The sequence below is a fragment of the Brevundimonas sp. genome (genome assembly GCF_052436175.1).
Taxonomy (GTDB): Bacteria; Pseudomonadota; Alphaproteobacteria; order Caulobacterales; family Caulobacteraceae; genus Brevundimonas.
The window spans coordinates 44,382-69,385 of sequence record NZ_JBQVNM010000009.1; the positions used below are offsets into that span (position 1 = coordinate 44,382).

At 69.1% G+C, this 25,004-nt stretch carries 26 protein-coding genes and 2 tRNA genes; 11 read left to right on the forward strand and 17 right to left on the reverse strand.

Going from position 1 to position 25,004, the window contains the following annotated elements; translation table 11 throughout:
* Nucleotides 1-2 precede the first annotated feature (2 nt).
* The 3 genes from ACT6QK_RS03960 to ACT6QK_RS03970 all read right to left on the reverse strand — a co-directional run bounded on the left by ACT6QK_RS03960 (nt 3) and on the right by ACT6QK_RS03970 (nt 2,694).
* A complete protein-coding gene (locus ACT6QK_RS03960; protein ID WP_444596509.1) occupies nt 3-455 on the reverse strand; it encodes a hypothetical protein in 453 nt (150 codons plus the stop codon).
* Nucleotides 455-1,987 carry an acyl-CoA carboxylase subunit beta gene (locus tag ACT6QK_RS03965; protein WP_444596510.1) on the reverse strand — a complete coding sequence of 511 codons (1,533 nt, stop codon included), beginning with the start codon at nt 1,985-1,987 and terminating at the stop codon, nt 455-457. The genes ACT6QK_RS03960 and ACT6QK_RS03965 overlap by 1 nt, the downstream gene beginning before the upstream one ends.
* 65 nt (nt 1,988-2,052) lie before the next feature.
* Nucleotides 2,053-2,694, reverse strand: coding sequence for a TetR/AcrR family transcriptional regulator (locus ACT6QK_RS03970; RefSeq protein ID WP_444596511.1), 642 nt, complete (start codon nt 2,692-2,694; stop codon nt 2,053-2,055).
* A gap of 123 nt (nt 2,695-2,817) precedes the next feature.
* Between ACT6QK_RS03970 and ACT6QK_RS03975 the strand changes: the two genes are divergently transcribed.
* From ACT6QK_RS03975 to ACT6QK_RS03985, 3 genes are all read left to right on the forward strand, one after another.
* On the forward strand, nt 2,818-4,848 hold the full coding sequence (locus tag ACT6QK_RS03975; protein ID WP_444596512.1) for a TonB-dependent receptor: 2,031 nt from the start codon (nt 2,818-2,820) through the stop codon (nt 4,846-4,848).
* 117 nt (nt 4,849-4,965) lie between these two features.
* A complete protein-coding gene (locus ACT6QK_RS03980; protein WP_444596513.1) occupies nt 4,966-6,327 on the forward strand; it encodes a glutamate--cysteine ligase in 1,362 nt (453 codons plus the stop codon).
* A 66-nt stretch (nt 6,328-6,393) separates the two neighbouring features.
* Nucleotides 6,394-6,467 (forward strand) — tRNA-Gly (locus ACT6QK_RS03985).
* A gap of 10 nt (nt 6,468-6,477) precedes the next feature.
* Here the strand turns inward: ACT6QK_RS03985 and ACT6QK_RS03990 are convergent.
* The 7 genes from ACT6QK_RS03990 to ACT6QK_RS04020 form a co-directional block, all read right to left on the reverse strand.
* Nucleotides 6,478-7,761, reverse strand: a complete 1,284-nt coding sequence (locus ACT6QK_RS03990) for a glutamate-5-semialdehyde dehydrogenase (protein ID WP_444596514.1) — start codon at nt 7,759-7,761, stop codon at nt 6,478-6,480.
* Nucleotides 7,761-8,927 carry a glutamate 5-kinase gene (proB, locus tag ACT6QK_RS03995; RefSeq protein ID WP_444596515.1) on the reverse strand — a complete coding sequence of 389 codons (1,167 nt, stop codon included), beginning with the start codon at nt 8,925-8,927 and terminating at the stop codon, nt 7,761-7,763. Before proB ends, ACT6QK_RS03990 begins: the two co-directional genes overlap by 1 nt.
* Before the next feature lie 51 nt (nt 8,928-8,978).
* The gene (gene ypfJ / locus ACT6QK_RS04000) at nt 8,979-9,833 is read right to left on the reverse strand and encodes a KPN_02809 family neutral zinc metallopeptidase (RefSeq protein ID WP_444596516.1); all 855 of its coding nucleotides are present in this window, start codon (nt 9,831-9,833) and stop codon (nt 8,979-8,981) included.
* A 64-nt stretch (nt 9,834-9,897) separates the two neighbouring features.
* Entirely contained in the window at nt 9,898-10,266 is a 369-nt protein-coding gene (locus tag ACT6QK_RS04005) for a hypothetical protein (protein ID WP_444596517.1), read from the reverse strand.
* Nucleotides 10,267-10,311: 45 nt separating this feature from the next.
* Nucleotides 10,312-10,962 (reverse strand): class I SAM-dependent methyltransferase, encoded by a 651-nt coding sequence (locus tag ACT6QK_RS04010; RefSeq protein WP_444596518.1) that lies wholly within the window; start codon nt 10,960-10,962, stop codon nt 10,312-10,314.
* A gap of 103 nt (nt 10,963-11,065) precedes the next feature.
* Nucleotides 11,066-11,374, reverse strand: coding sequence for a hypothetical protein (locus tag ACT6QK_RS04015; RefSeq protein WP_444596519.1), 309 nt, complete (start codon nt 11,372-11,374; stop codon nt 11,066-11,068).
* Between the two features lie 92 nt (nt 11,375-11,466).
* Nucleotides 11,467-12,435, reverse strand: a complete 969-nt coding sequence (locus ACT6QK_RS04020; RefSeq protein ID WP_444596520.1) for a fatty acid desaturase family protein — start codon at nt 12,433-12,435, stop codon at nt 11,467-11,469.
* A gap of 123 nt (nt 12,436-12,558) precedes the next feature.
* Between ACT6QK_RS04020 and ACT6QK_RS04025 the strand changes: the two genes are divergently transcribed.
* The 3 genes from ACT6QK_RS04025 to ACT6QK_RS04035 are packed head-to-tail and all read left to right on the forward strand — an operon-like array spanning nt 12,559 to nt 14,118.
* Nucleotides 12,559-12,966, forward strand: coding sequence for a hypothetical protein (locus ACT6QK_RS04025; RefSeq protein WP_444596521.1), 408 nt, complete (start codon nt 12,559-12,561; stop codon nt 12,964-12,966).
* On the forward strand, nt 12,963-13,160 hold the full coding sequence (locus ACT6QK_RS04030) for a helix-turn-helix transcriptional regulator (protein WP_444596522.1): 198 nt from the start codon (nt 12,963-12,965) through the stop codon (nt 13,158-13,160). The genes ACT6QK_RS04025 and ACT6QK_RS04030 overlap by 4 nt, the downstream gene beginning before the upstream one ends.
* Nucleotides 13,161-13,194: 34 nt before the next feature.
* On the forward strand, nt 13,195-14,118 hold the full coding sequence (locus ACT6QK_RS04035; protein ID WP_444596523.1) for an alpha/beta fold hydrolase: 924 nt from the start codon (nt 13,195-13,197) through the stop codon (nt 14,116-14,118).
* Nucleotides 14,119-14,278: 160 nt separating this feature from the next.
* On the opposite strand, the gene ACT6QK_RS04040 is transcribed toward ACT6QK_RS04035, so the two are convergent.
* The 4 genes from ACT6QK_RS04040 to ppk2 all read right to left on the reverse strand — a co-directional run bounded on the left by ACT6QK_RS04040 (nt 14,279) and on the right by ppk2 (nt 17,399).
* Nucleotides 14,279-15,106 (reverse strand): DUF3298 and DUF4163 domain-containing protein, encoded by an 828-nt coding sequence (locus ACT6QK_RS04040; RefSeq protein WP_444596524.1) that lies wholly within the window; start codon nt 15,104-15,106, stop codon nt 14,279-14,281.
* A 10-nt stretch (nt 15,107-15,116) separates the two neighbouring features.
* A complete protein-coding gene (locus ACT6QK_RS04045) occupies nt 15,117-16,166 on the reverse strand; it encodes a UbiA family prenyltransferase (RefSeq protein ID WP_444596525.1) in 1,050 nt (349 codons plus the stop codon).
* A gap of 73 nt (nt 16,167-16,239) precedes the next feature.
* Complete coding sequence (locus tag ACT6QK_RS04050; RefSeq protein WP_444596526.1) at nt 16,240-16,602, reverse strand: endonuclease domain-containing protein; 363 nt, start codon at nt 16,600-16,602, stop codon at nt 16,240-16,242.
* Nucleotides 16,603-16,652: 50 nt separating this feature from the next.
* Nucleotides 16,653-17,399, reverse strand: coding sequence for a polyphosphate kinase 2 (gene ppk2, locus ACT6QK_RS04055; protein ID WP_444596527.1), 747 nt, complete (start codon nt 17,397-17,399; stop codon nt 16,653-16,655).
* 106 nt (nt 17,400-17,505) lie between these two features.
* Here ppk2 and ACT6QK_RS04060 point away from each other — a divergent pair, with 106 nt between their 5' ends.
* The 4 genes from ACT6QK_RS04060 to ACT6QK_RS04075 all read left to right on the forward strand — a co-directional run bounded on the left by ACT6QK_RS04060 (nt 17,506) and on the right by ACT6QK_RS04075 (nt 21,424).
* Nucleotides 17,506-18,615: a serine hydrolase domain-containing protein gene (locus ACT6QK_RS04060; protein ID WP_444596528.1), complete on the forward strand. Its 1,110-nt coding sequence runs from the start codon at nt 17,506-17,508 to the stop codon at nt 18,613-18,615.
* Nucleotides 18,616-18,721: 106 nt separating this feature from the next.
* Nucleotides 18,722-20,221, forward strand: a complete 1,500-nt coding sequence (locus ACT6QK_RS04065; protein ID WP_444596529.1) for an amidase — start codon at nt 18,722-18,724, stop codon at nt 20,219-20,221.
* 59 nt (nt 20,222-20,280) lie between these two features.
* Complete coding sequence (locus tag ACT6QK_RS04070; RefSeq protein ID WP_444596530.1) at nt 20,281-21,093, forward strand: ferredoxin--NADP reductase; 813 nt, start codon at nt 20,281-20,283, stop codon at nt 21,091-21,093.
* On the forward strand, nt 21,065-21,424 hold the full coding sequence (locus ACT6QK_RS04075; protein WP_444596531.1) for a chorismate mutase: 360 nt from the start codon (nt 21,065-21,067) through the stop codon (nt 21,422-21,424). The genes ACT6QK_RS04070 and ACT6QK_RS04075 overlap by 29 nt, the downstream gene beginning before the upstream one ends.
* Before the next feature lie 135 nt (nt 21,425-21,559).
* Here ACT6QK_RS04075 and ACT6QK_RS04080 read toward each other — a convergent pair whose 3' ends face one another.
* Nucleotides 21,560-21,913, reverse strand: coding sequence for an Hpt domain-containing protein (locus tag ACT6QK_RS04080; protein WP_444596532.1), 354 nt, complete (start codon nt 21,911-21,913; stop codon nt 21,560-21,562).
* Complete coding sequence (locus tag ACT6QK_RS04085; protein WP_444596533.1) at nt 21,913-23,337, reverse strand: amino acid permease; 1,425 nt, start codon at nt 23,335-23,337, stop codon at nt 21,913-21,915. The genes ACT6QK_RS04080 and ACT6QK_RS04085 overlap by 1 nt, the downstream gene beginning before the upstream one ends.
* A 202-nt stretch (nt 23,338-23,539) precedes the next feature.
* On the opposite strand from ACT6QK_RS04085, the gene ACT6QK_RS04090 reads away from it, so the two are divergent.
* Nucleotides 23,540-23,615 (forward strand) — tRNA-Lys (locus tag ACT6QK_RS04090).
* A 311-nt stretch (nt 23,616-23,926) separates the two neighbouring features.
* Here the strand turns inward: ACT6QK_RS04090 and ACT6QK_RS04095 are convergent.
* Nucleotides 23,927-25,004: serine hydrolase domain-containing protein (locus ACT6QK_RS04095; RefSeq protein ID WP_444596534.1), on the reverse strand; the 1,078-nt coding region annotated here is incomplete at its 5' end.

Genomic DNA, 25,004 nt, shown 5'->3' on the forward strand with positions numbered 1-25,004 from the left:
GGTCATTTCCCTGTCGCCTTGGCGACCGCAGTAACGAGGCGCTCGGCGCGCAGGACCTCGTCCTGAACCGCGAGCACGACCTCTTCGGCATCGAATTTTGACACGGAGTGTGGAGCGAAGGCGACGTCGCGGATGAAGTCGATGCGTTCGTCTTCAGTCATCGTCCACCAAGGCAAGCTGCCCTCTTTGGCGTTCTGCAGGATGCAGGCGGCGACTTCGTCTCTGAAATCGGCATCCCATTTCCCATCTTGGGCGTCCTGAGACGGCCAGTCTGCCGACAGGTCCTTCGCGAGACGGGTCATCCATCCGTTCAGAACGGCATGCCGTTCCAGCGGGCGGGCGAATTTGGCGCGAAGTAGCAGGCCAAGCAGCAGGGTTCTGCCGGACTTGCCGGAGAACGCCACGTCACCGTCGGGCGAGAGTGAAATGCCGTTGGGTAGATCCAGCGCTTTCATCACAGCGGAATGTTGTCGTGCTTCTTCCAGGGATTGTCCTGGACCTTGTTCTTCAGCGTCCGCAGGGCCTTGATCAGCCGCCGCCGGGTGCCGTGGGGCATGATGACGTCGTCGATGAAGCCGAGGTTGGCGGCGACGAAGGGGTTGGCGAAGCGGGCCTTGTATTCGGCCTCGCGCGCCGCGAGGGCCTCGGGGTCGCCGGCCTCCTTGCGGAAGATGATCTCGACGGCCCCCTTGGCGCCCATGACGGCGATCTCGGCGGTGGGCCAGGCATAGTTGACGTCGCCGCGCAGGTGTTTGGACGACATCACGTCATAGGCGCCGCCATAGGCCTTTCGCGTGATCAGGGTCAGTTTCGGCACGGTCGCCTCGGCGTATGCGAACAGCAGCTTGGCCCCGTGTTTGATGAGGGCGCCGTACTCCTGTTTCGTGCCGGGCATGAAGCCGGGGACGTCGACCAGGGTCACGATCGGAATGCCGAAGGCGTCGCAGAAGCGGACGAAGCGGGCCGACTTGCGTGAGCTGTCGATGTCCAGCACCCCGGCCAGGACCTGGGGCTGGTTGGCGACGATGCCGACCGGCTGGCCGTCCAGACGGCCGAAGCCGCAGATGATGTTCTTGGCGAAGTCCGCGCCGATCTCGAAGAAGTCGGCCTCGTCGACCGTCTTCAGGATCAGCTCCTTCATGTCATAGGGCTGGTTCGGATTGGCCGGGATCAGGGTGTCGAGGCTGGCCTCGTCCCGCTCCGGGTCGTCGTAGGAATCGCGGACCGGCGGCTTCTCGCGGTTGGACAGGGGCAGGAAGCCGATCAGGCGGCGGACCTCACTCAGGGCCTCGATGTCGTTCTCGAAGGCGCCGTCGGCGACGCCCGACTTGCCGGCATGGACGCGGGCGCCGCCCAGATCCTCGTGGCTGACGACCTCGTTGGTCACCGTCTTCACCACGTCCGGGCCGGTGACGTACATGTAGGAGGTGTCCTTCACCATGAAGATGAAGTCGGTGATGGCCGGGGAATAGACGTCGCCGCCGGCGCAGGGGCCCATGATGACGCTGATCTGGGGGATGACGCCCGAGGCCAGCGTGTTCTGGAGGAAGATGTCGGCGTAGCCGCCGAGCGCCTCGACCCCCTCCTGAATGCGCGCGCCGCCGGCGTCGAACAGGCCGATGATCGGGGCGCCGTTGGTCAGGGCCATCTTCTGCAGCTTGACGATCTTGGCCGCATGGGCGCCCGACAGGGAGCCGCCGAAGACGGTGAAATCCTTGGAGAAGACATAGACCAGACGGCCGCCGATCGTGCCCCGGCCGGTGACCACGCCGTCGCCGGGAATGCGCTGCTTCTCCATGCCGAACTCATGCGAGCGGTGCTCCACGAACATGTCGGTCTCCTCGAAGGAGCCCTCGTCCAGCAGGACCTCGATGCGTTCGCGGGCGGTCAGCTTGCCCTTGGCGTGCTGGGCCGCGATGCGGGCCTCGCCGCCGCCGAGCCGGGCCGCGGCGCGGCGCTGTTCCAGTTGTTCGAGAATCTGCTGCATGGAAATCCTACCGGCGAGTAGAAAGTGGAATGGCGGAATGCGGGTACAGGGTCAAGGCGCGGGGGTCAGCGGGGTCTCAGACCTTCGGCGAAACTGTCCCACAATCGCTCCGCGATCTCTTCGGGGCTGAGCTTGCCGGAGGGGGCGTACCACTGGGCGATGGAGTTCATGGCGCCGGAGATGGCGAAGGTGGACATGCGGATGTCGGCGCTGCGCAGGGAGCCGTCGCGGACCCCCTCGCGCAACAGGTCGCGGATGCGGGCGTCGACCTTGCGCTTGACGGCGCGGAGCCGGTCGCGGACCTCGGGCGTCAGCTCGACATCGGGCACCCGGTGCAGGCATCGGCCATGCACGGTAGTGGTGATTTCCACATATTTCTGAACGACTTGATGCAGACGCTCGCGGCCGGTCACGCCGCTGACCGCCTCGTCCTCAACCGCATCGGAATAGGCGTCCAGGGCCAGGGTGAAGCTGGCGCCCAGTAGCTCCTGCTTGCCGCCGACATGGTAGTAGAGGGTGGGTTTGGAGACGCCCAGCCGCTCGGCGATGTCGTCGACCGAGGTAGCGCCATAGCCGTGCTCGACGAAGGCCGTGGCAGCGGCGGTCAGGATGGCGTCGCGGCGGGCCTCGGCGCTGCGGGCGCGCGGGGAGGGCGGGGGCGGGCCGTCGTCAGAGGTGGTCGCGTCGGGGCCGGAAAAACTCTCCATCCGGGTAGGAAACAGCAGTTGGCGACCGAACGCCAGCCCTGCGGCCGATGGGCACGGGTCTGTTGTGGCGGTTCAGGCGTTGCTAGGGCCTCCCCATCACGCCGCCCCGCAGGAACCGACCCCTTGATCCAGGACGCGCCCGCCAGCCCTCCCGCCCTGTTGCCCGAGGTCGTGGTGACCGCCGCGCGCCTGCCGCCCGCCGCCGGGGACGCCGCCTTCGCGGTGATCCGGCTGGACCGGGAGGCATTGCACGGGGCGCAGAGACTGGACGAGGCGCTGCGGTCGGTTCCCGCCGTCTCCCTGTTCCGGCGCACGACCAGCCTGTCGGCCAATCCGACGACGCAAGGGCTGTCGCTGCGGGCTGTGGCGCCGTCCGGCGCCGGACGGGCGCTGGTGACGCTGGACGGGGCGCCGCTGAACGACCCCTTCGGCGGCTGGGTGATCTGGTCCCAGGTCGCGCCGGAGAGCCTGTCGGGGCTGGACGTGGTGCGCGGCGCCGGGAGCGGACCCTATGGCGCGGGGGCGTTGACCGGGGTCGTGGCGCTGCGCGAACGCTCCGGCGAAGGCGGGGTGCTGGATCTGTCGGGCGGCGAGGACGGCGGGCGAAGGCTGGCGGCGGCTGCGGGGCTGGAGCAGGGGCGGGTCGCCGTGACCGGGTCCCTGCTGCGGGAACAGTCGGACGGATACACGCCCGTGCGCGGGGCGGCGGCGGGGGCGGCGGACACGCCGCTGGACCTGCTGACCACCAGCGCGGCCTTGCGGGCGGACGTGGCGCTGGACGGCGATGTGGCGGTCTCGTTGCGCGCCTCGGCCTACGACGAGGATCGCGGATCCGGGTTGGCCGGCGCCCGCTCCTCGGCCAGCGGCCACGCCCTGACGGCCACGGCGGCGCGGTCGCCGGGGGAGGGCCGGACCGGCTGGCGGGCCCAGGTCTGGCGGCGGGAGAGCGATTTCTCCAACACCTCCGTCGCGGTGGCGGCCGACCGGATGAGCACGACGCCGGCCAACGACCAGTATGCGACCCCCGCCGTCGGCTGGGGCGGCAATCTGGCGCTGCGACGGTCGGGGATCGACTTCGGCGGCGGGCGGCTGGAGTGGGAGCTGGGCGCTGACGCCCGGTTCAATCGCGGCGAGACGCAGGAGCGGTTCCGCTACATGGCCGGCGCCTTCACCCGCGGCCGGATCGCGGGCGGCGAGACCTCGGTGGTCGGGGCATACTCCGAGGGGGCGTGGGAGGCGGGGCCGTGGCTGGTCGCCGGCGGCCTGCGGCTGGACCGGTGGGAGAATTCGGACGGGCGGCGGCTGGAAACCGATCTGGCCACCGGGGCGGCGACGCTGGACGAGGTCGAGCCGGACCGGTCGGGGGAGGTGACCAGCGCGCGGCTGGGCGTGCGGCGCGATCTCGGGGGCGGATGGGCCCTGCGGACGGCGGCCTATTCGGGTTTCCGGCCGGCGACCCTGAACGAACTGCATCGCCCGTTCCGTGTCGGCAACGACCTGACCGAGGCCAATGCCGGTCTGGAGCCGGAAAAGCTTCAGGGTCTTGAGGCAGGGCTGAGCCGGGCGGTCGGCGGGGCCACATTCCGCGCCACGGTCTTCGCCAACCGGATCGAGGACGCCATCGTCAATGTCACCATCGGCGTCGGTCCCGGGACCTTTCCCCGCGCGGGCTTCGTGCCGGCCGGCGGCGTGCTGCGCCAGAGGATGAACGCAGGGACCATCGCGGCGACGGGGGTGGAGCTGAGCGCCGAACACCGGCTGGACCGGCTGACCTTGGCGGGGGCGGTGTCCTGGACCCGGGCCGAGGTGGACGGAGGATCATCCGCGCCGCAGCTGACCGGCCTGCGCACCGCCCAGGCGCCCCGTTGGAGCGCCACTGCAGGGGCGGACTGGCGGGCGACGGAACGGCTCACCCTGTCTGGACAGGCGCGCTACGAGAGCGCCCGGTTCGAAGACGATCTGAACAGCCGGGTGCTGGACGCCGCCGTGACCGTGGACGGGCGGGCCGAATGGCGGCTGAGGGAGGGCGTCAGCCTCTATCTGGCCGGAGACAATCTGGCGGACGCAGACGTGCCGGTTTCCGTCACCGGCGACGGGGTCGAGGGCTATGCCCCGCCGCGGACCCTAAGGGCGGGCGTCACGGTCAACTGGTGAAGCCCGGTGTCGAGGACGGGTTCGGCAAAGCTCGCGGCCCCCCTTGAGCCCGGCCCCAATCCCGCCCATCTAGCCCCGACAGGCCGACGCACGGTTGCGTCGGGAGGGGCTCGCCGCATGGCCGATCAGGAACCGCTTTCGTTCGACCAGCTGGTCGAGGCGATGTCGAAGGGCGCCAAGCCCAAGAGCGAATGGCGCATCGGCGCCGAGCACGAGAAGTTCGGCTTCGATCGCTCGACCCTGCGTCGCCCCGGATATGAGGGGCCGAACGGCATCCACGCCATGCTGACCGGTCTGCAACGGTTCGGCTGGTCGCCGGTCGAGGAGGGCGGCTTCCTGATCGGGCTGGAGCGGAAAAACGCCGAGGGCTTCACGGCATCCGTGTCGTTGGAGCCGGGCGGCCAGTTCGAGCTGTCGGGCGCGCCCCTGCGCACCATCCACGACATCTGTTCCGAGACCGGCCAGCACCTGATGGAGGTCAAACAGGTCGCGGACCAGCTGAACCTCGGCTTCCTCGGCGCCGGCTTCGACCCCCTGTGGACCCGCGAGGACGTGCCGGTCATGCCCAAGGGCCGTTACGACATCATGCGCGCCTATATGCCGAAGAAGGGCAATCTCGGCCTCGACATGATGCTGCGCACCTGCACCATCCAGGCCAACCTCGACTTCTCGTCCGAGGCCGACATGGTGGCCAAGTTCCGCACCTCTCTGGCGCTGCAGCCGATCGGCACGGCCCTGTTCGCCTGTTCGCCGTTCACGGAGGGACGGCCCAACGGCTTTCTGTCGGCGCGGGCCAATGTCTGGACCGACACCGATCCGGACCGCACCGGCATGCTGGACTTCGTGTTCCGCGACGGCTTCGGCTTCGAGGCCTATGCGAACTATGCGCTGGACACGCCGATGTATTTCGCCAAGCGCGACGGGAAGTATGTCGACGCCTCGGGCCAGTCGTTCCGCGACTTCATGGCGGGCAAGCTGCCGGCCCTTCCGGGCGAGTTGCCGACGAAGAAGGACTGGGCGGATCACCTGACCACCCTCTTCCCCGAGGTGCGGCTGAAACAGTATCTGGAGATGCGCGGCTCGGACGGCGGGCCGTGGAGCCGGATCTGCGCCCTGCCGGCCCTGTGGGCGGGCATCTTCTACGACGCCCCGTCGCTGGCCGCCGCCTGGGACCTGTGCAAGGACTGGGACATTCAGGACCACGAGCGCCTGCGCCGCGACGTGACCCGCCTGGGCCTGAAGGCCGAGGTGGCGGGCCGGTCGGTGCGCGACATCGCCGTGGACATGGTCGCCATCGCCCGCGAGGGGCTGAAGAACCGGGCCATGTTCAGCGGCGGCATGGTCGACGAGCGCGGCTATCTGTCGGAGCTGGAAGACATCGCCGACAGCGGGGTCACCCCCGCCGAACGCCTGCTGGACCTCTATCACGGCGAATGGCAGGGCGACGTCAGCCGGATGTACCGCGACTTCGCCTATTGATCCGAGGCGGTCGCCGGATTGGCTCTTGAGCCGGCAGCCGTATTCGCTAGTTTGCGCCTCGCTTCCGCGGGCATGATGTAGTGGTAGCCTGAAAGCTTCCCAAGCTTTTCGTGCGGGTTCGATTCCCGCTGCCCGCTCCAGCGGCCCGTGTCAGGGCCTGATCTGCCCCGTACCGCGCACCACGTATTTGTAGCTGGTCAGCTGTTCGGCGCCGACGGGGCCGCGGGCGTGGAGGCGGGCGGTGGAGATGCCGATCTCGCCGCCGAAGCCGAACTCTCCGCCGTCGGCGAACTGGGTCGAGGCATTCCAGATGACGATGGCGCTGTCCACCGCATTGAGAAAGTCAGCGGCGGCCTGGGCGTCATCCGTGACGATGGCTTCGGTGTGGCCCGAGCCGTAGCGGCGGATGTGGGCGACGGCGTCGTCCAGACCGTCCACGACCCTGACCGACAGGATGGGAGCGAGGTATTCGGTGGTCCAGTCGGCCTCGGTCGCCTCGGTCATGGCGGGGACGAGGCTCATGGCCCGTTCGTCGCCACGCAGTTCGCAGCCGCCTGCGATCAGGGCCTCGGCCACGGCAGGGAGCAGGCGACCGGCGGCGGCCGCATCCACCAGCAGGGTCTCGGTCGAGCCGCAGACGGAGACGCGGCGCAGCTTGGCGTTGACGACGATGTCGCGCGCCATGTCGAGATCGGCGGCGGCGTGGAGATAGGTGTGGTTCAGCCCCTCCAGATGGCTGAGCACCGGCACGCGGGCCTCGGCCTGAACGCGGGCGACGAGGCTCTTGCCGCCGCGCGGGATCAACAGGTCGATGGCGCCGTCCAGACCGGTCAGCAGGGCGCCGACGGCGGCCCGGTCGGGCGTGGGGACCAGCTGGACCGCATCGGCGGGCAGGCCGGTCTCGGTCAGGCCGCGCACGACCGTCGCATGGATGGCGCGCGAACTGTCCAGACAGTCCGAGCCGCAACGCAGGAGGGCCACATTGCCCGAGCGCAGGCACAGGGCGGCGGCGTCGGCGGTGACGTTGGGCCGGCTCTCATAGATGATGGCCAGGACGCCGAGCGGCGTGCGGACTCGGGCGAAGTCCAGACCATTGGGTCGGGTCCAGCGGGCCGTCTCGACCCCGAGCGGATCGGGGAAGCCGGCCACCTCATCGACCGCCGAGGCCATGGCCTCGATCCGGGCAGGGGTCAGGGCCAGGCGGTCGATCAGGGCCTCTGTGACGCCGTTATGGCGGGCGCGGTCGATGTCGCGGGCGTTGGCGGACAGGATGGTCGCCGCGTCGGCGCGCAGGACGGCGGCGATGGCGGTTAGGGCGGCGGAGCGCTGGTCGGCCGTGCAGGCGGCGAGGGGTTGGGCGGCGGCGCGGGCGCGGCGACCCATGTCGGCCATGAGGGCGGCGACGTCGGTCACGGGTTCGAGCGTGTCGGCCATCAGGGCGCCTCCAGCACCAGGTCGTCGCGGTGGACGGCCACGCCCGCGCCCTTGTAGCCGACCAGGGCCTCGATCTCGGTGGAATGGCGGCCCTGGATGCGGGCCATTTCGTCGGCGGCGTAGGCGGCGAGGCCGACGCCGAGGACGGCGCCGTCCAAGGTCTGGAGGCGGACGCTGTCGCCCTTGTCGAAGCGGCCTTCGATCCGGGCGACGCCGGAGGGCAGGAGGCTGCGGCCCTTGACCAGGGCGGCGGCGGCCCCGTCGTCGATGACCAGGGCGCCTGTGGGCTCCAGACTGCCCGCGATCCACTGCTTGTAGGCAGCGAGCGGCGTGGCCGGGGCGGTGAACAGGGTGGCGCGGGCGCCGTCCCGCACCGCCTCGAGCGGATGGGGCTGCAGGCCCGAGACGATCAGGGTGGCGCAACCGGCCGAGCGGGCGATGCGGGCGGCCATCAGCTTGGTCGCCATGCCGCCGGTGCCGACATCGGCCTCGGCGTTCGCGCCGCCGCCCAGGGCCATGATCTCCGGTGTCAGGGCCTCGATCAGGGGCAGATGTTCGGCGGTCGGGTCGCGGCGCGGATCGGCGGTGTAGAGGCCGTCCACATCGGACAGCAGGATCAGCAGGTCGGCGCGGATCAGCTGGGCCGCGCGGGCCGCGAGCCGGTCGTTGTCGCCGTAGCGCAGCTCTTCGGTCGCGACCGTGTCGTTCTCATTGATGACGGGCACGGCGCCGAGGGTCAGCAGGGCCTCCAGCGTCGCGCGGGCGTTCAGCCAGCGGCGGCGGCGTTCGGTGTCGTCGCGGGTCAGCAGGACCTGGGCGGGGGTCAGGCCGTGGGGCTGAAACGCCGCCTCCCAGCCGCGCATCAACAGGGACTGGCCCACGGCGGCGGCTGCTTGCTTTTCGTCCAGACGCGCGTTCTTCGCCAGCTTCAGGCGACCGCGACCGAGGGCCACGGCCCCGGAAGACACCACCGCGACCTCACGCCCGCCCGCGCGCAGGGCGGCGATGTCGGCGGCCAGGGCCTCGAGCCAGTCGGCCGAGGGCGCGCGTGTCTTCGCATCGACGACGAGCGACGAGCCGATCTTGACCACGATCCGGCGCGCGCCCGCGATCGCGCGAGCAGCGGCGGTGCTTTCGGCAGTGGTCTGGACGGCGGCGTCGGTCACGCGCGGGACCATGCCCGCGCGCGTGCGCTGCAACAAGGGTTCAGGCCGCCGTCAGAGTTGGGAAAAGGTATCGCAGACGGCCGGGTCGCCGGATTGATAGCCGCGCTGGAGCCATTCCATCCGCTGGGCCGAGGAGCCGTGGGTGAAGCCCTCGGGCGAGACGCGGCGGCCCGAGCGGCGTTGCAGGGTGTCGTCGCCGATGGCGTTGGCGGACTGGAGACCGGCCTGCAGATCGCCCGCTTCCAGCGCCACCTGACCGCCCGAGGCGGCCGCCGCGTTGGCGGCCCAGACCCCGGCGTAGCAGTCGGCCTGGAGCTCCAGCGCGACCGAATACTGGTTGGCCTCGCCCTGGCTGCGGGCGCGCTGCTGGGCCTGCTGCACCTGTTGAGAGGCGCCGGTCAGGGTCTGGATATGGTGGCCGAACTCGTGGGCGATGACATAGGCCTTGGCGAAGTCGGCGCTGGAGCCGCCGAGGTTCTCCAGCTCCTGCCAGAAGCCGAGGTCCAGATAGACGGTCTGGTCCGACGGGCAGTAGAAGGGCCCCATGGCCGACTGGCCGAAGCCGCAGCCGGTGGGCGTCCCCTGATCGTAGATGACCACGGTCGGGCGCTGGTAGCCGCGCAGTTTCGAGGTCCAGACGTCGTTGATGTTGGTGCCGACGACCGAGACGAACCGGCCGGCCTCGTCGCGGGGCGTGCCCTCGACCCCCTGCTGCTGTTCGGACTGACCGGCGCCGCCGAACTGGCTGGCGATCTGGGTGGTGGTCGCGGGGTCGATGCCGAAGACGAAATAGCCGATCAGGCCCAGGATCGCGACGCCGATGCCGCCGCCGGCGACGGCTCCGCCGCCCATGCCGCGCCGGTCCTCGACATTGCCGCCGTCGTCACGCCCGCCCTGCCAACGCATCTGCCACGCCTCCTCAAACTGGACGATCAAACTAGAGGTTGAACGACGGGAGGGGAAGCCGGGTTCAGTTCGGACGCCGGTCGAGCCAGGCGTCGATCTGGCGCGTGTCGGCGGGGGGTGGCGGCGTCGGGTCGGGCGGAACCCTGGCGCGAACAGGCGGCGTGGGCGGGACGGGCGCCTGGCGCGCGCGCAGGGTCTCGAGAGACTGCCGGGCCTGGAGCGACTGGCTGCGGGCCAGATCGCGGTTGGCGTCGGCGACGCCGCGCAACCGCTCCATCTCCAGCCTGTGGGCGTCGCCGGTCGAGAGGTTACGCGGGGACCAGGCGGGGCGCGTCGGATCGGTCGGCCGCCAGGGGGCGGTCGAGGTCTGGGCGTCGGCCACGGCCGGAACGGCGGCGAGGGCGGCCAGAAGCGAGGCGAGGACCGGTCTCATGACAGGAAGATGGGGCCGCACACGGTCATCTCCAAGCGGGGCCATTCAGGGCATGGCCCAGACGCTGGAGCGTTTGACGGCGAAGTCCTCGAGCTCGCGCGTGGTCTCGACCTGGTATTCGGCGAGGAAGTTCAGGCCCTCGCGTGGGAAATAGGTGCGGTGGGGGTCGCCGATCAGGACGCGGGCTCCGTTGGCGCGGGCGGCGGCCAGCCAGGCCAGGACCCGCTCGGTCATCGGCTTCTCATAGCAGACGTCGCCGGCGCAGATGACGTCGACCGGGGGCGGCGGGGCGTCCAGCAGGTTGGCGTCGGTGAAGTCGAGCGTGACGCCGTTCGCCGCCGCATTCACCGCCGCCGCCGCGCCGCAGAAGGGGTCGATGTCGGCGCAGAGGACATGGGCCGCGCCCGCCTTCATCGCCGCGATCCCGACCAGGCCCGAGCCCGAGGCGAAGTCCAGCACTCGCTTGCCCGCGACCTCCTGCGGATTATCGAGCAGCCAGCGGCTCAGCGCCTGACCACCCGCCCAGGCGAAGGCCCAGAAGGGCGGCGGCAGGCCCAGCTCGCCCAGCTCCTCCTCCGTCATCTTCCAGATCGGGGTGATCTCGTCGGCCAGCCACAGGGAGATCTCCGGAGCGTGAGGCACGACCTGGAGCCGGGTGTTGGCGAGGATGAAGGCGCGGGGGTCGGGGAGGGTCACGCCCGCTTGGACACCGGTGCGGGCGGGAGGGCAAGGGCGGCGGAACCGGAGCGACGGCCGGGGGCGAAAGCCAACGCCCGCGTCCAAGGCCGGGAGACTCTGGTCAGGCCGCCTGGAATTCCTCGACCGTGTTCGCGTCCGTCGCGCCGCCGGATGTGCGGCTCACTCCAATGAAGTCGCCGATACGCCAGCTGACGGTCCCGAACAGCTCGACGCCGTCGTCCAGAACGATGCGAACGCGCCCGGGGGTGTGTGGGCGACGCCCCCGCAACCGCAGACGGGCACCGAGCCCGTCGAGCTGATGCAGGGTCGCCGGAACGCCGTCGTCGCGCCCGAAATAGACCACGCACGATCGCGTGCAGGCGCGTCGGGCCAGAAGGCGGCGGTCGGGAACGGCGACGGGGTAGCTCATGGCGATGTCATATGCCTCCGAAGTTGAAGGCCGGTTTAAGCGTCGCCGTTAATATCCGTTCGCCATGGCGGACCGGTTTAGACGATTGGTCTTCATGCCGTCGGCGCCGGCGTCCGGCCTCGCGACGCCTCTCGCAGCACCGTCAGATAGCCGTCCGCCACCTCCATTTCTGCCCCCTGCGGCCGGGCGCGCACGGCGCGGTGCAGGCGGGGCAGGTTCCAGCAGGGGACGTGCATGAACAGGTGGTGTTCGGCGTGGAAGTTGACCCAGTAGGGGGCGATGAAGGCGCGCTCCAGCCATCCGGTGCGGGTGGTGCGGGCGGCGCGGAACGGGTCGGTCGCCGAGCCCTCGACGCAGGCGTGTTCGGCGATGTTCCTGAGGCGGGTGACCAGGGGGAACCAGGTCGCCATCGGAAGAAGCCACAGCACAAGGAAGGCCCACCAGACGCCGGCGGCCGTGCAGAGGATCAGCAGGCCGAGGTTGAACATCAGGAAGGGCAGGATGGAGCGGCCTGTGACGACGGCCTCGTAGTCATGGGTATCGGCGACGGCCTCTGTCGTGCCGGCCTGACGCCGCATGGCCAGCGGCAGGAGGACGCGCTGCTTGAAGAAGGTCTGGCCGGTCAGGTCGCGGATCATCTTGCGGCGCAGGGAGGCCGGGCTGACCGGGAAGGGCGCCGACAGCATCAGGTCGGGGTCTTCCGGCTGCTGGACGAAGCGGTGGTGTTTCAGGTGGTATGGGCGGTAGGCGGTCAGGGACGCACCGACCGGCACGGCGCAAAGCCAGTGGCCCAGAAAGTCGTTCAGGCGGGCGTTGCGCGACAATCCACCATGCGCCGCCTCGTGCATGAGGATGGCGAGGCCGAGCTGTCGTGTGCCGACGATCATGACGCAGATTGGGATCAGCAGGGGCCAGACCACGCCGGCGACCACGGCCAGAATGATCACCGCCCAGCAGTGAGCGACCAGAAGCGGCCCCGCCCAGGCCGGGCGAGACTGGAAGGGCGCCCAGTCGGCGGGACTGAACAGGTCGGAGGGAGCGATGCGCGGGGCGGCGGGCATGGCGGCAGGATAGCGACTTGAACGGCCAGTCGCCATACGTCAGGCCATCCTGACGAAATGTCAGGTTGACATGACATAACATCGATGTCAGGTTGTCATTACACGACGTCAGGAGAACCTATCATGTTGTCGATCTGGAAAAACGGGACCCCGGCGCATCGGCGCTATGTGATCCGCACCTGGGCCTTCATGGTCCCCTATGTCGCCATCTGTCTGTCGATGTTCACGGGGGCGTTCGAGCCGATCCTGAACAGTCCGGCGGGGTGGGTGCTGGCCGCCGCCGTCTCGGCGCCCGTGATCGGCCAGATCTGGGCGACCCTGAGCCTGATGCGCGAGAGCGACGAGTTCGTGCGCGCCCTGACGGCCAAGCAGTTCATCCTCGCGGCCGGGCTGGCCATGGCGGCGGCGGTGTTCTGGGGCTTCGGCGAGACCTTTGCCGGCGCCCCGCATATCCCGGCCTGGCTGATCTATCCGCTGTTCTGGGCCTTCTATGGCGTGACGTCGCCCTTCATCAAGGCGACCAACGCATGAAGAACCGGCTGAAGCTTCTGCGCACCGAGCGCGGCTGGACCCAGGAACAGCTGGGTCAGGCCCTGGGGGTGTCGCGTCAGGCGGTCAACGCCCTGGAGACGGAAAAGCACGACCCCTCGCTGGACCTCGCCTACCGCATCGCCGTGCTGTTCGCGCGGCCGGTGGAAGACATCTTCGAAAACCCGCACGGCTGAGGCCGGCGACCCTTCACATAGACTGGAGACCTCCATGTTCAACGCCTTCTTCAGGGCGCGACCCCGCCTGCGCGCCATCCTGTTCGGCCTGGCCGTCTGCCTGCCGTCGTTCGTCGTCGGCGTCTCGACCGCCCTCGCGGAGACGCCCGCCGTCGCCGTTCGCAATGACCGGCTGTCGGTCGAGGTGGGCGGGGCCGGGCCCGACGTCGTCCTGATCCCCGGCTTCGGATCGTCGCGCGAGGTGTGGCGAGCGACGGCCGACCGTCTGAAGGCCACGCACCGGGTGCATCTGGTCCAGTTGGCCGGGTTCGCGGGCGAGCCCTGGAGCCATGGCGAGGGCGCCTTCGTCGATCCCGAGGTCGAGGCCCTGGCCGCCTATGTGAAGGACGCCGGCCTGAAGTCTCCAGCCGTGATCGGTCATTCCATGGGCGGGCTGTCGGCCCTGCTGCTGGCCCAGCGACATCCGGAGACGGTCGGCCGGGTCATGGCGGTGGACAACCTGCCGTTCTTTTCGGCCCTGTTCGGACCCCAGGCGACGGTCGAGAGCGCCCGGCCGTTCGCGGCCCAGGCGGCGGCGCAGATCCTGAACGCCGACGATGCCAGCTTCCGCGCCGGACAGGTCGCCACCGCCGAGGGAATGAGCAAGTCACCCGCGACCCGCGCGGCCATGGTGGCGTGGACCATGGCCTCGGACCGGCAGGCGATGGCGGCGGCGATCCGCGACGTCATGACCACCGACGCCCGACCCGGTCTGGCGGCCATGAGGGTTCCGGTGACGGCCCTCTATGCGGCCGACGCGGACGGGGGCGCGCCTGCCGCCATGGCCGATGCGTTGTGGGCGCGGGAATACGCGGCCCTGCCGGGGGTGAAGCTGATCCGCGTGGACGGCAGCCGCCACTTCATCATGGCCGACCAGCCGGAGGTCTTCGCCGGGCTGGTGGATGAGTTTCTGAAGTGAGGTTTTCCTTCTCCCCTCGTGGGAGAAGGTGGCAGGCGGAGCCTGACGGATGAGGGGGCGCTGGACGCCGACTCTAGACTTGGAGATGAGGGACTGCTGAACCACCCCCTCATCCGGCCCTCCGGGCCACCTTCTCCCACAAGGGGAGAAGGAAAGCGCGTCAGTCCGCCCGCTTCACCGGCGCCCCGGCGAACTCGTCGGCGTAGGCGGGGTTCAGGAGCGGGCGCAGGGCGGATTGCGGCAGGTCGATCTCATAGCCGCCCTCGGCATAGGGGCCGGCGACATAGGGGCCGATCAGGACCGTCAGGCCGCCCGCCTTGCCGGGCGTGGTCGAGGCGGCGAGGCCGACGACCGTCTCGGACAGGTGCGGGCACTTCCAGTCCGCGCCGTTCAGGGTCAGGAGGACCGCCTGCGGGTCGCGCTTGCGCTTCTCGACGTTCAGGGCGGCGCACAGCATCCGGTCCAGGGCGGCCCGGTCGGCGCCGGGTTTCAGCAGGGCGTTGACGTCGATGCGCCGCTTCAGCGCCTTGTCCCACAGGACCGCCAGATACCCGGGATTGCCGTGGGCGCCGCCAGTGTACTCATAGGCGTTCCCCAGCAGGCCGAACAGTTTGCCGGTGTCGACCGCGCCTTCGTATTGGACGACCTTTTCATAGGGGGGCATGCCGCCGTCGCCGCCGAACTCGGTGCGATCAGCCTGGGCGCCCTCGACGAAGGTCTTCAGGTCGGCGACCGAGTTGTCATAGAGGGATTTGTGCAGCTCGGGCTGGGTCTTCAGGGCCTCGGGCAGGGTCAGTTTGACGCTGGCGAAGGCGTTCTTGGAGTCATAGGCGAGGGGGGAGGCGGCGGTGGCCCCGGCCGTGGGGGCCGCAGGGATGGCGACGGGGGCGGCGGCCTCCTCCTCGGCCTTGCGGTTGCAGGACGCGAGGGCCGCGGCGACGGCGGCGATAAGGATCAGGGACTTGGCAGCGGCATGGGGGGAGGTCATGCGGTCTCCGTCAGAAGTGGATCGAACCTAACGCGATGCCGGCCAGAAGGATCAGGCCCGCCTCGCGGTTCGACTTGAACAGTTTCAGGGCAAGCGCGGCGTCATCAAGGCGAAGCTTGCGGACCTGCCAGAACAGGTGGGCGGCGTAGGCGGCGAGCCCGAGGTAGAAGAGGGGGCCGAGACCGGCGGCGAGCCCGGCCAGCAGGGCCAGCAGGGCCGCGACGATGTAGAAGATCAGCACGCCGCGACCGGCCGAGGCGCCCAGACGCCGCGCAGAGGATTTGACCCCGACCATGGCGTCGTCCTCGATATCCTGAAGGGCGTAAATCGTGTCGTAGCCGAGGGTCCAGAAGACGCCGCCGAGCCAGAGGAGGAGGGCGATGGTCCGGCCCTCGACATAGAGGCTGATGAAGTATTCGTCGGGCGTCGCGTAGTCGCCGAACCCCGCCATCATGTGCGCCAGAAGGCTCGGCTCATGCCCGACTGCCGGAGGGAAAAGCGCACCCGCGAGAATCGGCGCCGCCGCCGCAAACCCCATCAGGGCGCCCCAGTTGAAGGTCATGCCGAGCCAGGCCTGGGGCCACCAGGTGATGCGCTTCATGAAGGGGTAGGCGGCGACCAACCCGAGAGAGGCGACGCCCAGAAGCACCGCTGTCAGGTTCAGGGTCAGCAGGATCAGCAGGCTGATCAGGGAACAGGCGACGATGAAGGCGAAGGCCTGTTTGACGCTGATGCGGCCCGAGGGGATCGGCCGTGACGCCGTGCGCGAGACCTGGGCGTCGATGTCGCGATCGACGATGTCGTTGAAGGCGCAGCCCGCCGCCCGCATCAGGCAGGCGCCGAGGGCGAAGGCGACGAACAGCCACAGATGATAGAGACCCGGCGCCGTCCGGTATGCCGCCAGCGCCAGTACAATCCCCTGCCAGCCGGGCAGGAGCAGCAGCCAGATGCCGATGGGACGGTCGAACCGGCCCAGCTTCAGCCAGGGCTTCAACCCCTCCGGCGCATGGGCGTCGACCCAGTTCTGGCGCGCGGCGTCGGGAAGCGGGGCGGAGGACATGGGAGGGTTATAGACGGGGGCGCTGAAGAGGGGGAGGGGCGCTGTTTTCCTTCTCCCCTTGTGGGAGAAGGTGTCAGGCGGAGCCTGACGGATGAGGGGGCGGCTGGTCCATATGCCGGCGGATGGCGTCGAACACGACATTGGGATTGCCCAGAACCGTCTCGTTGCCGAACCGAAGCACGGTGAAGCCCCGTCGGCTCAGGTCGTCGTCACGGGCGCGGTCTTCCTCCTCGCGCAGTCGATGCACTCCACCGTCCAGTTCGATGACCAGCCGCAACTCATAGCAGCAGAAGTCAGCGATCCATGGGCCTATGCGGGTCTGGCGGCGAAACTTGTGGCCCTCGAAGCGGCGAGCGCGAAGCAGCTTCCACATGGCCGTTTCGGCCATGGTCATGTTTGAACGGAGGCGTTTCGTCTGGTTAGACATACCCCACATCCGTCGCGCTCCCCGCGCCACCTTAACCCACAAGGGGAGAAGGAAATTGTCTAGTCCGCCAGCCTGCCCTTCGCCTTCGTCGCCGGGAACAGCACGTCCTTGTCCGGCTTGTCGGCGGTCTGGCCGGGGCGGTTCAGGGTGGTGAGGATGTGGCGGATGATGTTCAGGCGGGCGGTCTTCTTGTCGTCGGTGGCGACGACGGTCCAGGGGGCGGGGCCGCTGTCGGTTTCGTCCAGCATGCGGTCGCGGGCGGCGGAATAGGCGTCCCATCTCCCTTGTGCCTCCGCGTCGAGGGAGGAGACCTTGAACTTCTTGAGCGGGTCTTCCATCCGCTCGGCCAGCCGTTTGGCCTGTTCGCCCTTGGAGATGTCGAGCCACAGCTTGATCAGCACGATGCCGCTGTCGGTCAGCATCCGCTCGAACCGGGGGGCATCCTTGAGGAACTGCTCATGCTGTTCGGGGGTGCAGAAGCCCATGACGCGCTCTACCCCGCCCCGGTTGTACCATGAACGGTTGAAGATCACCGTCTCGCCCGCCGCCGGGAGGTGGGGGACGTAGCGCTGGAAATACCACTGGCTGGTCTCGCGCTCGGTCGGTTTGGGCAGGGCGACGACGCGGGTCTGACGCGGCGACATGAACTCTGTCAGCCGCTTGATGGCCCCGTCCTTGCCGGCGCTGTCGCGGCCCTCGAAGACGATCAGGACCTTGAGCCCTTTCTCGATGGCCCAGGCCTGGGTGTTGACGATCTCGATCTGAAGCTTCTCGAGGTCGCGTTCGTAGTCTTTGTTCTTGCCCATGGATCGACAGCAGCACGGGGCGGCGACGGCGGCAAGTCGCATGACCGACTTGTCAGCTGATCGGGCCGCCTGGGCGGGCTAGGTTGCCGATCCTCTGGAGCGCCGCATGACCGTTATGAACCGCCGAACCATGATGGCCGCTGTCGGAGCGGGCGTTGTCCTGCCCGGGTTGGCGCGGGCGCAAGCCAGCACCCAGGGCGCCGATCCGCGAGAGGCGATGCTGGACGCCGCCGCCGCCGTGACCGGGGCCCCTCCGGCCATGGCTGCTGCGGTCGTGACGCGAGCAGGCGTGGAGTGGTCGGGCGTGCGCGGGGTGCGCAAGTCCGGCGGCGAGGATCAGGCCGGACCGCACGACCGCTGGCACCTGGGCTCCAACACCAAGGCCATGACCTCGGCGGTCTGGGCGCGGCTGGTGGAACAGGGGCGGGCGCGGTGGGACATGCCCCTGGCCGAGGCGTTTCCGGACGTGCCGGTGAACGCAGCCTTTGCGGCGGTGACGGTCGAGGATCTGATGCGGCACAAGGCCGGGCTGGCGGACGCCGACGGCCTGCCCCTGCCGATGGTGGCCCATGCCGATCCCCGGCCGGTGGGGGCACAGCGGGCGGCGACGGCGGTCGTCCTGACGCGGGCGCCGACGGGGACCGTGGGTCAGTATGTCTATGGCAACCTCAACTATGTGCTGGTCGGGGCGGCCATCGAACGGATCACGGGCCAGAGCTGGGAGGACGTCGTCCAGGCTGAGGTGTTCGCGCCGCTGGGCCAGACCTCGGCCGGGTTCGGGGCGCCGCTGACAAATGCGGAGGGCGGGGCCAACGTCTGGGGGCATCGGGTTTGGGGCGGGACACAGACTCCGGTCGATCCGGCCGAGGCCTGGTCGGACAACCCGCCCATGCTGGGCCCGGCCGGGCGGGTCCATATGACGATGGCCGACTATGGCCGGTTCCTGCAGGCGATGATGGGCGGCGGGCCGGACGGCTGGCTGTCGGCCGACAGCCTTAAGCGGCTGACAACGGCCTTGCCCGGCGACGGATACGCCCTGGGCTGGATCGCCCCGCCGAACGGGATGATCGCCCACGAGGGCTCAAACACCCTGTGGCATGTCATCGCCGTGGCGAAACCGGCGGAGGGGCGGGCGGTGATCGTGGCGTCGAACGGCGGCCTAGCCGGTCGGGCGGCGACGGCGCCCCTGGCGCGGCGGCTGATCGAGGGGGCGTAGGGCGGTTCCAGCCTTGCCATTCGGCCCGGCGCGCCTTCACTCTGCCTCGTCCGACGAAGGTCGGGCCCACTGAATTCAGGGCGCGGGGCGCCGGGGGAACGAACCGATGAACCACCACGCCCTTTCGCGCGTCCTGATGGCGACCAGTCTGATGACGGCCTGTCTGCTGGCCCTGCCGCTTGGCGCCTCGGCCCGCGCGTCGGACGACAGGCTGGCCGCCGTCATGGCCGCGCCCAGGTCCACCCCCTGTCCCGCCGAGGCTGCACTGGCCGCCGCCTGCGCCCGGGACAATGCCAGCAGCCATGCGGTGCTGCGCTGGACCGAAACGGCGCCGGGCGACGGCATGCCGATCCTGCTCAAGGACAATATCGAGACCCGGGACATGCCGACGACGGCGGGCTCTCTGACCCTGGCCGGCAATGCGCCGGGCCGTGACGCGCCGCTGGTGACGCGGCTGAGGGACGCGGGCTTCCGGATTCTCGGCAAGACCAACCTGTCGGAGTGGGCCAATATCCGGTCATCGAACTCGATCAGCGGCTGGAGCGCGGTCGGGGGGCTGACGCCCAATCCCTATGATCCGGCGCGGACCGCCTGTGGTTCGTCCTCGGGCAGCGCCGTGGCGGTGGCCGTCGGACTGGCGCCCGTGGCGATCGGGACCGAGACCAACGGCTCGATCACCTGCCCGGCCTCGGCCAATGGCGTGGTCGGGTTCAAGCCGACTGTGGGTCTGGTCTCGCGCACCCACATCGTGCCGATTTCGCATTCCCAGGACACCGCCGGACCCATCGCCACGACGGTGGAGGACGCGGCCATGGTTCTGACGGCGATCGCCGGATCGGACCCGGCCGACGCGGCGACGGCCGAGGCGGATGCGCGCAAGGTCGACTATCGCGCGGCCCTGGACGCCGGGTCGCTGAACGGCGCGCGGATCGGGGTGATGCGGTTCGCCGGGGGCTATTCCGACGAGACCATGGCGGTGTTCGAGGAGAACCTGACGAAGCTGCGCGAGGCCGGGGCGGTGCTGGTGGACATCACCGAAGGGCCGGACCTGCCGACCATCGGTCGCCAGTCGTTCCAGGTGCTGATGTATGAGCTGAAGGCCGATCTGGACGCCTATCTGGCCTCGACCGACCCTGAGCAGGTGAAGACCCGCACCCTGGCCGACGTCATCGCCTTCAACGCCGCCACGCCCGAGGAGACGGTGCTGTTCGGTCAGGAGCTGTTCGAGATGGCCGAGGCCAAGGGCGATCTTACGACGCCCGAGTATATCGAGGCCCGCGCCCAGTCGTTTCGTCTGGCCGGGCCCGAGGGCATCGACCGGCTGATGACCGAGAACAGCGTCGTCGCCCTGATCGCCCCGACCACCTCACGGGCCTGGACCAACGACCGCGACGACGACGACAAGGCCCAGGGCTCGACCTCGACCATCGCCGCCGTGGCCGGCTATCCGCACCTGACTGTGCCCATGGGCTTTGATCGCGGCATGCCGGTTGGGATCAGCTTCATCGGCGGCAAGTGGGACGACGCCCGCATCCTGTCGCTCGGCTACGCCTTCGAGCAGAAGACCCACGCCCGGCGGGCGCCATCGGTGGCGACGGCGCAATAGGCGGCTGCGACGGGCTGAGCCCTTTCGCAATCGGGCCGCGGTCCTTATTAGGCGGGGCGATGACCGACGCCTCCCCACAAGTCGCCGCCAAGCCCTCGCCTTTCCATTCGCTGGAGGTGACCTGGGTCAGGCACTGGACCGACCAGCTGTTCAGCTTCCGCGTCGCCCGGCCCGAGGATTTCCGCTTCCGCTCCGGCGAGTTCGTGATGATCGGTCTGCCGGATCCGGACGGCGGCAAGCCCGTGCTGCGCGCCTATTCCATCGCCAGCCCGCACTGGGACGAGGAGCTGGAGTTCTTCTCCATCAAGGTGCCCGACGGTCCCCTGACGTCGCGGCTGCAGAAGATCCAGGTCGGCGACCACGTCCTGATGGGCAAGAAGCCGACCGGCACCCTGGTGCTGGACGCCCTGACCGGCGGCGAGCGGCTGTGGTTGATCGGGACCGGCACGGGCTTGGCGCCCTGGTTGTCGGTGGCGCGCGATCCGGACACCTATTCGCGCTTCAGACAGGTGATCGTCTGCCACACGGTGCGGAACGTCGCCGACCTGGCCTATCGCGACTTCTTCAGCCACGAGATCCACGACGACCCGCTGATCGGGGACGAGGCGAGGGCCCAGCTGACCTATTATCCGACCGTGACGCGCGAGCGGTTCGAGACCCCGGGGCGGATCACCGACCGGATCCGGTCGGGCGACGTCTTCGCCGATCTGCAACTGCCGATCGGCTTCTCGCCCAACACCGATCGGGTGATGCTGTGTGGCTCGATGGACATGATCAAACAGGCCGGCGAACTGCTGGAGACCTATGGTCTGAAGGAGGGCTCGAACGCCGAGCCCGGCGACTATGTGCTGGAGCGCGCCTTTGTCGGATAACGTGCCATCTTCCGTGATTTTGGTCGACCCGCGCACGGCGCCCGAGGCCTGCACCTCCATGGTCGAAGTCCGTCAGGGGGTGGATGCGCTGGACCGGGCGCTGGTGACCCTGCTGGCCGAGCGTCAGCGCTATATGGACGCCGCCGCCCGCATCAAGCCGGGCCGGGACGCCGTCCACGATCAGGCCCGGATCGAGGACGTGGTCGCCAAGGTTCTGGCCGCCGCTGCGCCTGCGGGCCTGTCGGCCGACATCGCCGAGCCGGTCTGGCGCACCCTGATCGACCGGTGCATCGCCCATGAGTTCGCGGCCTACGACCGGACGCGCGGCTGACCCGGAATCCATTTCCCGTCATCCTTGGGCTTGACCCCAGGATCGAGCGACGTCGCGGGCCGTGCGTTGATCCAGTCGCACAAGCGGCGGATCGTCCGACCCTCGGGTCAAGCCCGAGGGTGACGGGATGGGGAGTCAACCCTTCAGCGACCTGAGCATCAGTTCGTGCCGCCAGGCGGCGACGTCGGCGAGGGCGATGTCCAGCGCCGTGTGGACCCGTTCCAGCGCCGCCGGGGCCAGGGCCTGAGGCGTGGTCTCGGTCTCCTGACAGATCGAGGCCAACTCACCCGCGCCGATGCCCGCCGCCGCGCCCCGGATGGTATGGACGGCGTCGCGCCAGCCCTCGATGCGATGATCGAGCAGGGCCGACCACATGGAGGCCTGCTGGGTGAACAGGTCCAGCACCTCTTCGGCGACGGCGTCGTCGCCGCCGGTCATGCGATCCAGGACCGTGAAGTCGACCGCGCCCGAGAGGTCGCGCCTCGACATCAGTCGGCCTTTTCAGCCTTGCCCAGCACCGCATTGCGCGACGACCAGACGAAATAGATCACCAGACCGACGGCGTTCCAGATCAGGAAGCCCCACTGGGTGATCGGCTTCAGGCTGAGGAAGAAGACGATGCAGCCGATGACGCAGATGGCCGAGACGACCGGCCAGAGCGGGGCCTTGAACTTGCGCACGCGGCCCGGTTCGCGCAGCCGCAGCACCACCAGACAGACGCCCACGGCGCAGAAGGCGGCCAGGGTGCCGGCGTTGGCCAGGGACGCCAGTTCGTCCAGCGGCAGCAGGCCCGCGAGGATGGCCACCACGATGGCGGTGAAGACGGTCACCAGGGCCGGGACGCCGCGCGTCGAGATCTTCGCCAGCCGCACGGGCAAGAGGCCGTCGCGGGCCATGCCGAGGAAGATGCGGCTCTGGCCGAACAGGAAGGCCAGAAGCACGGTCGGCAGGGCGATGACGGCCGAGGCGGCGATCCACTGGGCGGCCGTGCCCTGTCCCATCTCGCGCAGGATATGGGCCAGGGGCTCGGGGCTGGCGGCGAACTGCGAAACCGGCAGGGCGCCGATCGCGGCAGCGGCCACCACCATATAGAGGGCCGTGCAGATCAGCATGGAGCCGACGATGCCGATGGCCAGATCGCGCTCGGGCTTCTTGGTCTCCTCGGCCGCCGTGGAAATGGCGTCGAAGCCGTAGAAGGCGAAGAAGATGATGGCCGCCGCCGCCATGACGCCGGTCTTGACGAAGGGGGCGCCGAAGCCCTCGGGCATGAAAGGTGTGAAGTGCTCGGCCTTGAAGGCGGGCAGGGCGATGGCCACGAAGACGATCAGGGCCAGGACCTTGATGACCACCAGGACGGCGTTGAGGGTGGCGCTCTCCTTGGTGCCCAGCAGCAGAAGGCCGGTGACCACGCCAATGATGAAGACGGCCGGCAGGTTTATGATCCCGCCCGCGTGCGGCCCGGCGGTCAGGGCCTGGGGCAGGGCCAGGCTCATGCCGCCGATGTCGAGCCCGTTCAGGAAGCCGACCGCATAGCCGGACCAGCCGACGGCCACGGCGGAGACCACCAGCGAATATTCGAGGATCAGGCTCCAGCCCACGACCCAGGCGATCAGTTCGCCCAGCACCGCATAGGAATAGGTATAGGCGCTGCCCGCCGCCGGCATCATGGTCGACAGCTCGGCATAGGCCAGGGCCGCACAGGCGCAGACCAGACCGGCCAGTCCGAAGGAGATCAGGACCGCCGGACCCGCGAGCCCCGCGCCGACGCCGATCAGGGTCAGGATGCCGGTGCCGACGATGGCGCCGACGCCGAGCGCCAGCAGGTGCGGCCAGCTCAGCGTCGCCTTCAGCCGCTCGCCGCCGTGATTGCCGATCATCGCATCGATCGACTTGCGCCGTTGCCAGAACGCCATGAACGCCACCCCCAAAATGGAACCTGAAGACGGAACCCCTCTGATTCCGGCCGCGACCTTAGCGCGCAGAACGGCGGGTTTGAAAGGACAGGCTTGCATCGCGGTGCGCGAGCCGTTACACGCCCCTTCCTTCGCCGGTCCCGGATTGGAACGGGCGAACGCGGCACGGTCCTTGCGAGGTTGCCGCCGGACGACATGGTACGGGTGATTAGCTCAGTTGGTAGAGCAGCTGACTCTTAATCAGCGGGTCGTAGGTTCGAACCCTACATCACCCACCATCGTCCTTTTTCTCACATCGACAGCGACCGGCGCCTGAAGGGCGCAGGGCGGCGTTACGGCTCCAACTCGATGTCCCAGTAGAGGTAGTCGAAAAAGCCCTATCCGCCGCGACAAGCCCTTGGGGCGTGTGATGGATTCGGGCCAATCCAACACCGGCCCATTCGTTGGGTCACCATATGGTCACCACAGCGAAGGAAATCGCGGACGCCCAAAGGTCCCTTTGAGACACTCATAGACGCCTTCGGGAAAGTCGCAGGCGCGGCGTCGGCTTCGGGCTCACATCCGACATCGTGGAGGTCCGCCTCGAAGCCTATGTCAGCGTGGAGTAGATCAGGGTCTTGAGCTCGCGACGTATCGGGTAGAGCAGGGACGGACTGAGCTGGGTCATGAAGATCACGTGCAGCTTCTCGACCGGGTCAATGAAGAAGGACGTCGTGAACATCCCGCCCCAGTAGTATTCGCCGACCGAGCCCGGGATCATCGCCCGGGCCACGTCCTGGGTGACGGCGAAGCCGAGGCCGAAGCCGACGCCGCCGTTCTGGGTTTCGCTGAACAGGGAGCGGGACAGGGTCGACAGGTCGGACCGGCTCGGCAGATGGTTCATCGTCATCAGTTCGACCGTCTTGCGGCCGATGATGCGAACGCCGTCCAGCTCGCCGCCGCGAGCCAGCATGCGGCAGAAGCGATGATAGTCGAGGGCCGTGGACACCAAACCGCCGCCGCCGGAGATCAGATTGGGCTTGCGCAGCCACAGGCTTTCCGCGCCGCGGTCGTAGAGGACGCGGCCCAGATCCGGGCCGGCAAAGGCATAGCAGTCGGGCAGGCGGTCGGCCTTTTCCGCGGGGACGAAGAAACCGGTGTCCTTCATACCCAGCGGCATGAAGATGCGATCCGAGAAGAATTGGTCGAGCGGCATGCCCGAGACGCGTTGGACGACGGCGCCGAGGACGTCGGTGGAGACCGAGTAGTTCCAGGCCTCGCCGGGCGAAAACTCCAACGGCTGTGCCGCCAGGTCGGCGACGAAGGCGTCCAGGTCTGCGGCGCCGTACCAGTTCTCGACCGGACCGGCGTTGGAGGCGGTGACGCGATAGGCGGCGTCGACGTTGCTGCGATACTGGAAGCCGTAGGTCAGGCCCGAGGTGTGACGCAGCAGGTCCAGCATGCGCATCGGCGAGGCGACCGGGCGAGTCTGGAAGGGCACGCCGGCGCCGCCCGCCTCGTAGACTCCGGTGTCGCGGAACTCGGGCAGGACGTCGGCGACCGGCGTATCGACGGCGACCCGGCCTTCCTCGACCAGCATCATGAAGGCCAGGGAGGTGATCGGCTTGGTCATGCTGGCGATGCGGAACAGGGAGGTCTCGTCGATCGGCCGGTCCGAGCCTTCGCGC

Excerpts from the sequence above, each read along its gene's own strand:
- ACT6QK_RS04045 (WP_444596525.1), bottom strand. The coding sequence starts at position 16,166 with ATGTCCTCCGCCCCGCTTCCCGACGCCGCGCGCCAGAACTGGGTCGAC.
- ppk2 (WP_444596527.1), bottom strand. The coding sequence starts at position 17,399 with ATGGGCAAGAACAAAGACTACGAACGCGACCTCGAGAAGCTTCAGATC.
- ACT6QK_RS04035 (WP_444596523.1), top strand. The coding sequence starts at position 13,195 with ATGTTCAACGCCTTCTTCAGGGCGCGACCCCGCCTGCGCGCCATCCTG.
- ACT6QK_RS03960 (WP_444596509.1), bottom strand. The coding sequence starts at position 455 with ATGAAAGCGCTGGATCTACCCAACGGCATTTCACTCTCGCCCGACGGT.
- ACT6QK_RS04025 (WP_444596521.1), top strand. The coding sequence starts at position 12,559 with ATGTTGTCGATCTGGAAAAACGGGACCCCGGCGCATCGGCGCTATGTG.
- ACT6QK_RS03980 (WP_444596513.1), top strand. The coding sequence starts at position 4,966 with ATGGCCGATCAGGAACCGCTTTCGTTCGACCAGCTGGTCGAGGCGATG.
- ACT6QK_RS04080 (WP_444596532.1), bottom strand. The coding sequence starts at position 21,913 with ATGTCGAGGCGCGACCTCTCGGGCGCGGTCGACTTCACGGTCCTGGAT.
- ACT6QK_RS04020 (WP_444596520.1), bottom strand. The coding sequence starts at position 12,435 with ATGCCCGCCGCCCCGCGCATCGCTCCCTCCGACCTGTTCAGTCCCGCC.
- ACT6QK_RS04075 (WP_444596531.1), top strand. The coding sequence starts at position 21,065 with ATGTGCTGGAGCGCGCCTTTGTCGGATAACGTGCCATCTTCCGTGATT.
- ACT6QK_RS04005 (WP_444596517.1), bottom strand. The coding sequence starts at position 10,266 with ATGAGACCGGTCCTCGCCTCGCTTCTGGCCGCCCTCGCCGCCGTTCCG.
- ACT6QK_RS03965 (WP_444596510.1), bottom strand. The coding sequence starts at position 1,987 with ATGCAGCAGATTCTCGAACAACTGGAACAGCGCCGCGCCGCGGCCCGG.
- ACT6QK_RS03990 (WP_444596514.1), bottom strand. The coding sequence starts at position 7,761 with ATGGCCGACACGCTCGAACCCGTGACCGACGTCGCCGCCCTCATGGCC.
- ACT6QK_RS04030 (WP_444596522.1), top strand. The coding sequence starts at position 12,963 with ATGAAGAACCGGCTGAAGCTTCTGCGCACCGAGCGCGGCTGGACCCAG.
- ACT6QK_RS04085 (WP_444596533.1), bottom strand. The coding sequence starts at position 23,337 with ATGGCGTTCTGGCAACGGCGCAAGTCGATCGATGCGATGATCGGCAAT.
- ACT6QK_RS04015 (WP_444596519.1), bottom strand. The coding sequence starts at position 11,374 with ATGAGCTACCCCGTCGCCGTTCCCGACCGCCGCCTTCTGGCCCGACGC.
- ACT6QK_RS04070 (WP_444596530.1), top strand. The coding sequence starts at position 20,281 with ATGACCGACGCCTCCCCACAAGTCGCCGCCAAGCCCTCGCCTTTCCAT.
- ACT6QK_RS04040 (WP_444596524.1), bottom strand. The coding sequence starts at position 15,106 with ATGACCTCCCCCCATGCCGCTGCCAAGTCCCTGATCCTTATCGCCGCC.
- ACT6QK_RS04060 (WP_444596528.1), top strand. The coding sequence starts at position 17,506 with ATGACCGTTATGAACCGCCGAACCATGATGGCCGCTGTCGGAGCGGGC.
- ACT6QK_RS04050 (WP_444596526.1), bottom strand. The coding sequence starts at position 16,602 with ATGTGGGGTATGTCTAACCAGACGAAACGCCTCCGTTCAAACATGACC.
- ACT6QK_RS04065 (WP_444596529.1), top strand. The coding sequence starts at position 18,722 with ATGAACCACCACGCCCTTTCGCGCGTCCTGATGGCGACCAGTCTGATG.
- ypfJ (WP_444596516.1), bottom strand. The coding sequence starts at position 9,833 with ATGCGTTGGCAGGGCGGGCGTGACGACGGCGGCAATGTCGAGGACCGG.
- ACT6QK_RS03970 (WP_444596511.1), bottom strand. The coding sequence starts at position 2,694 with ATGGAGAGTTTTTCCGGCCCCGACGCGACCACCTCTGACGACGGCCCG.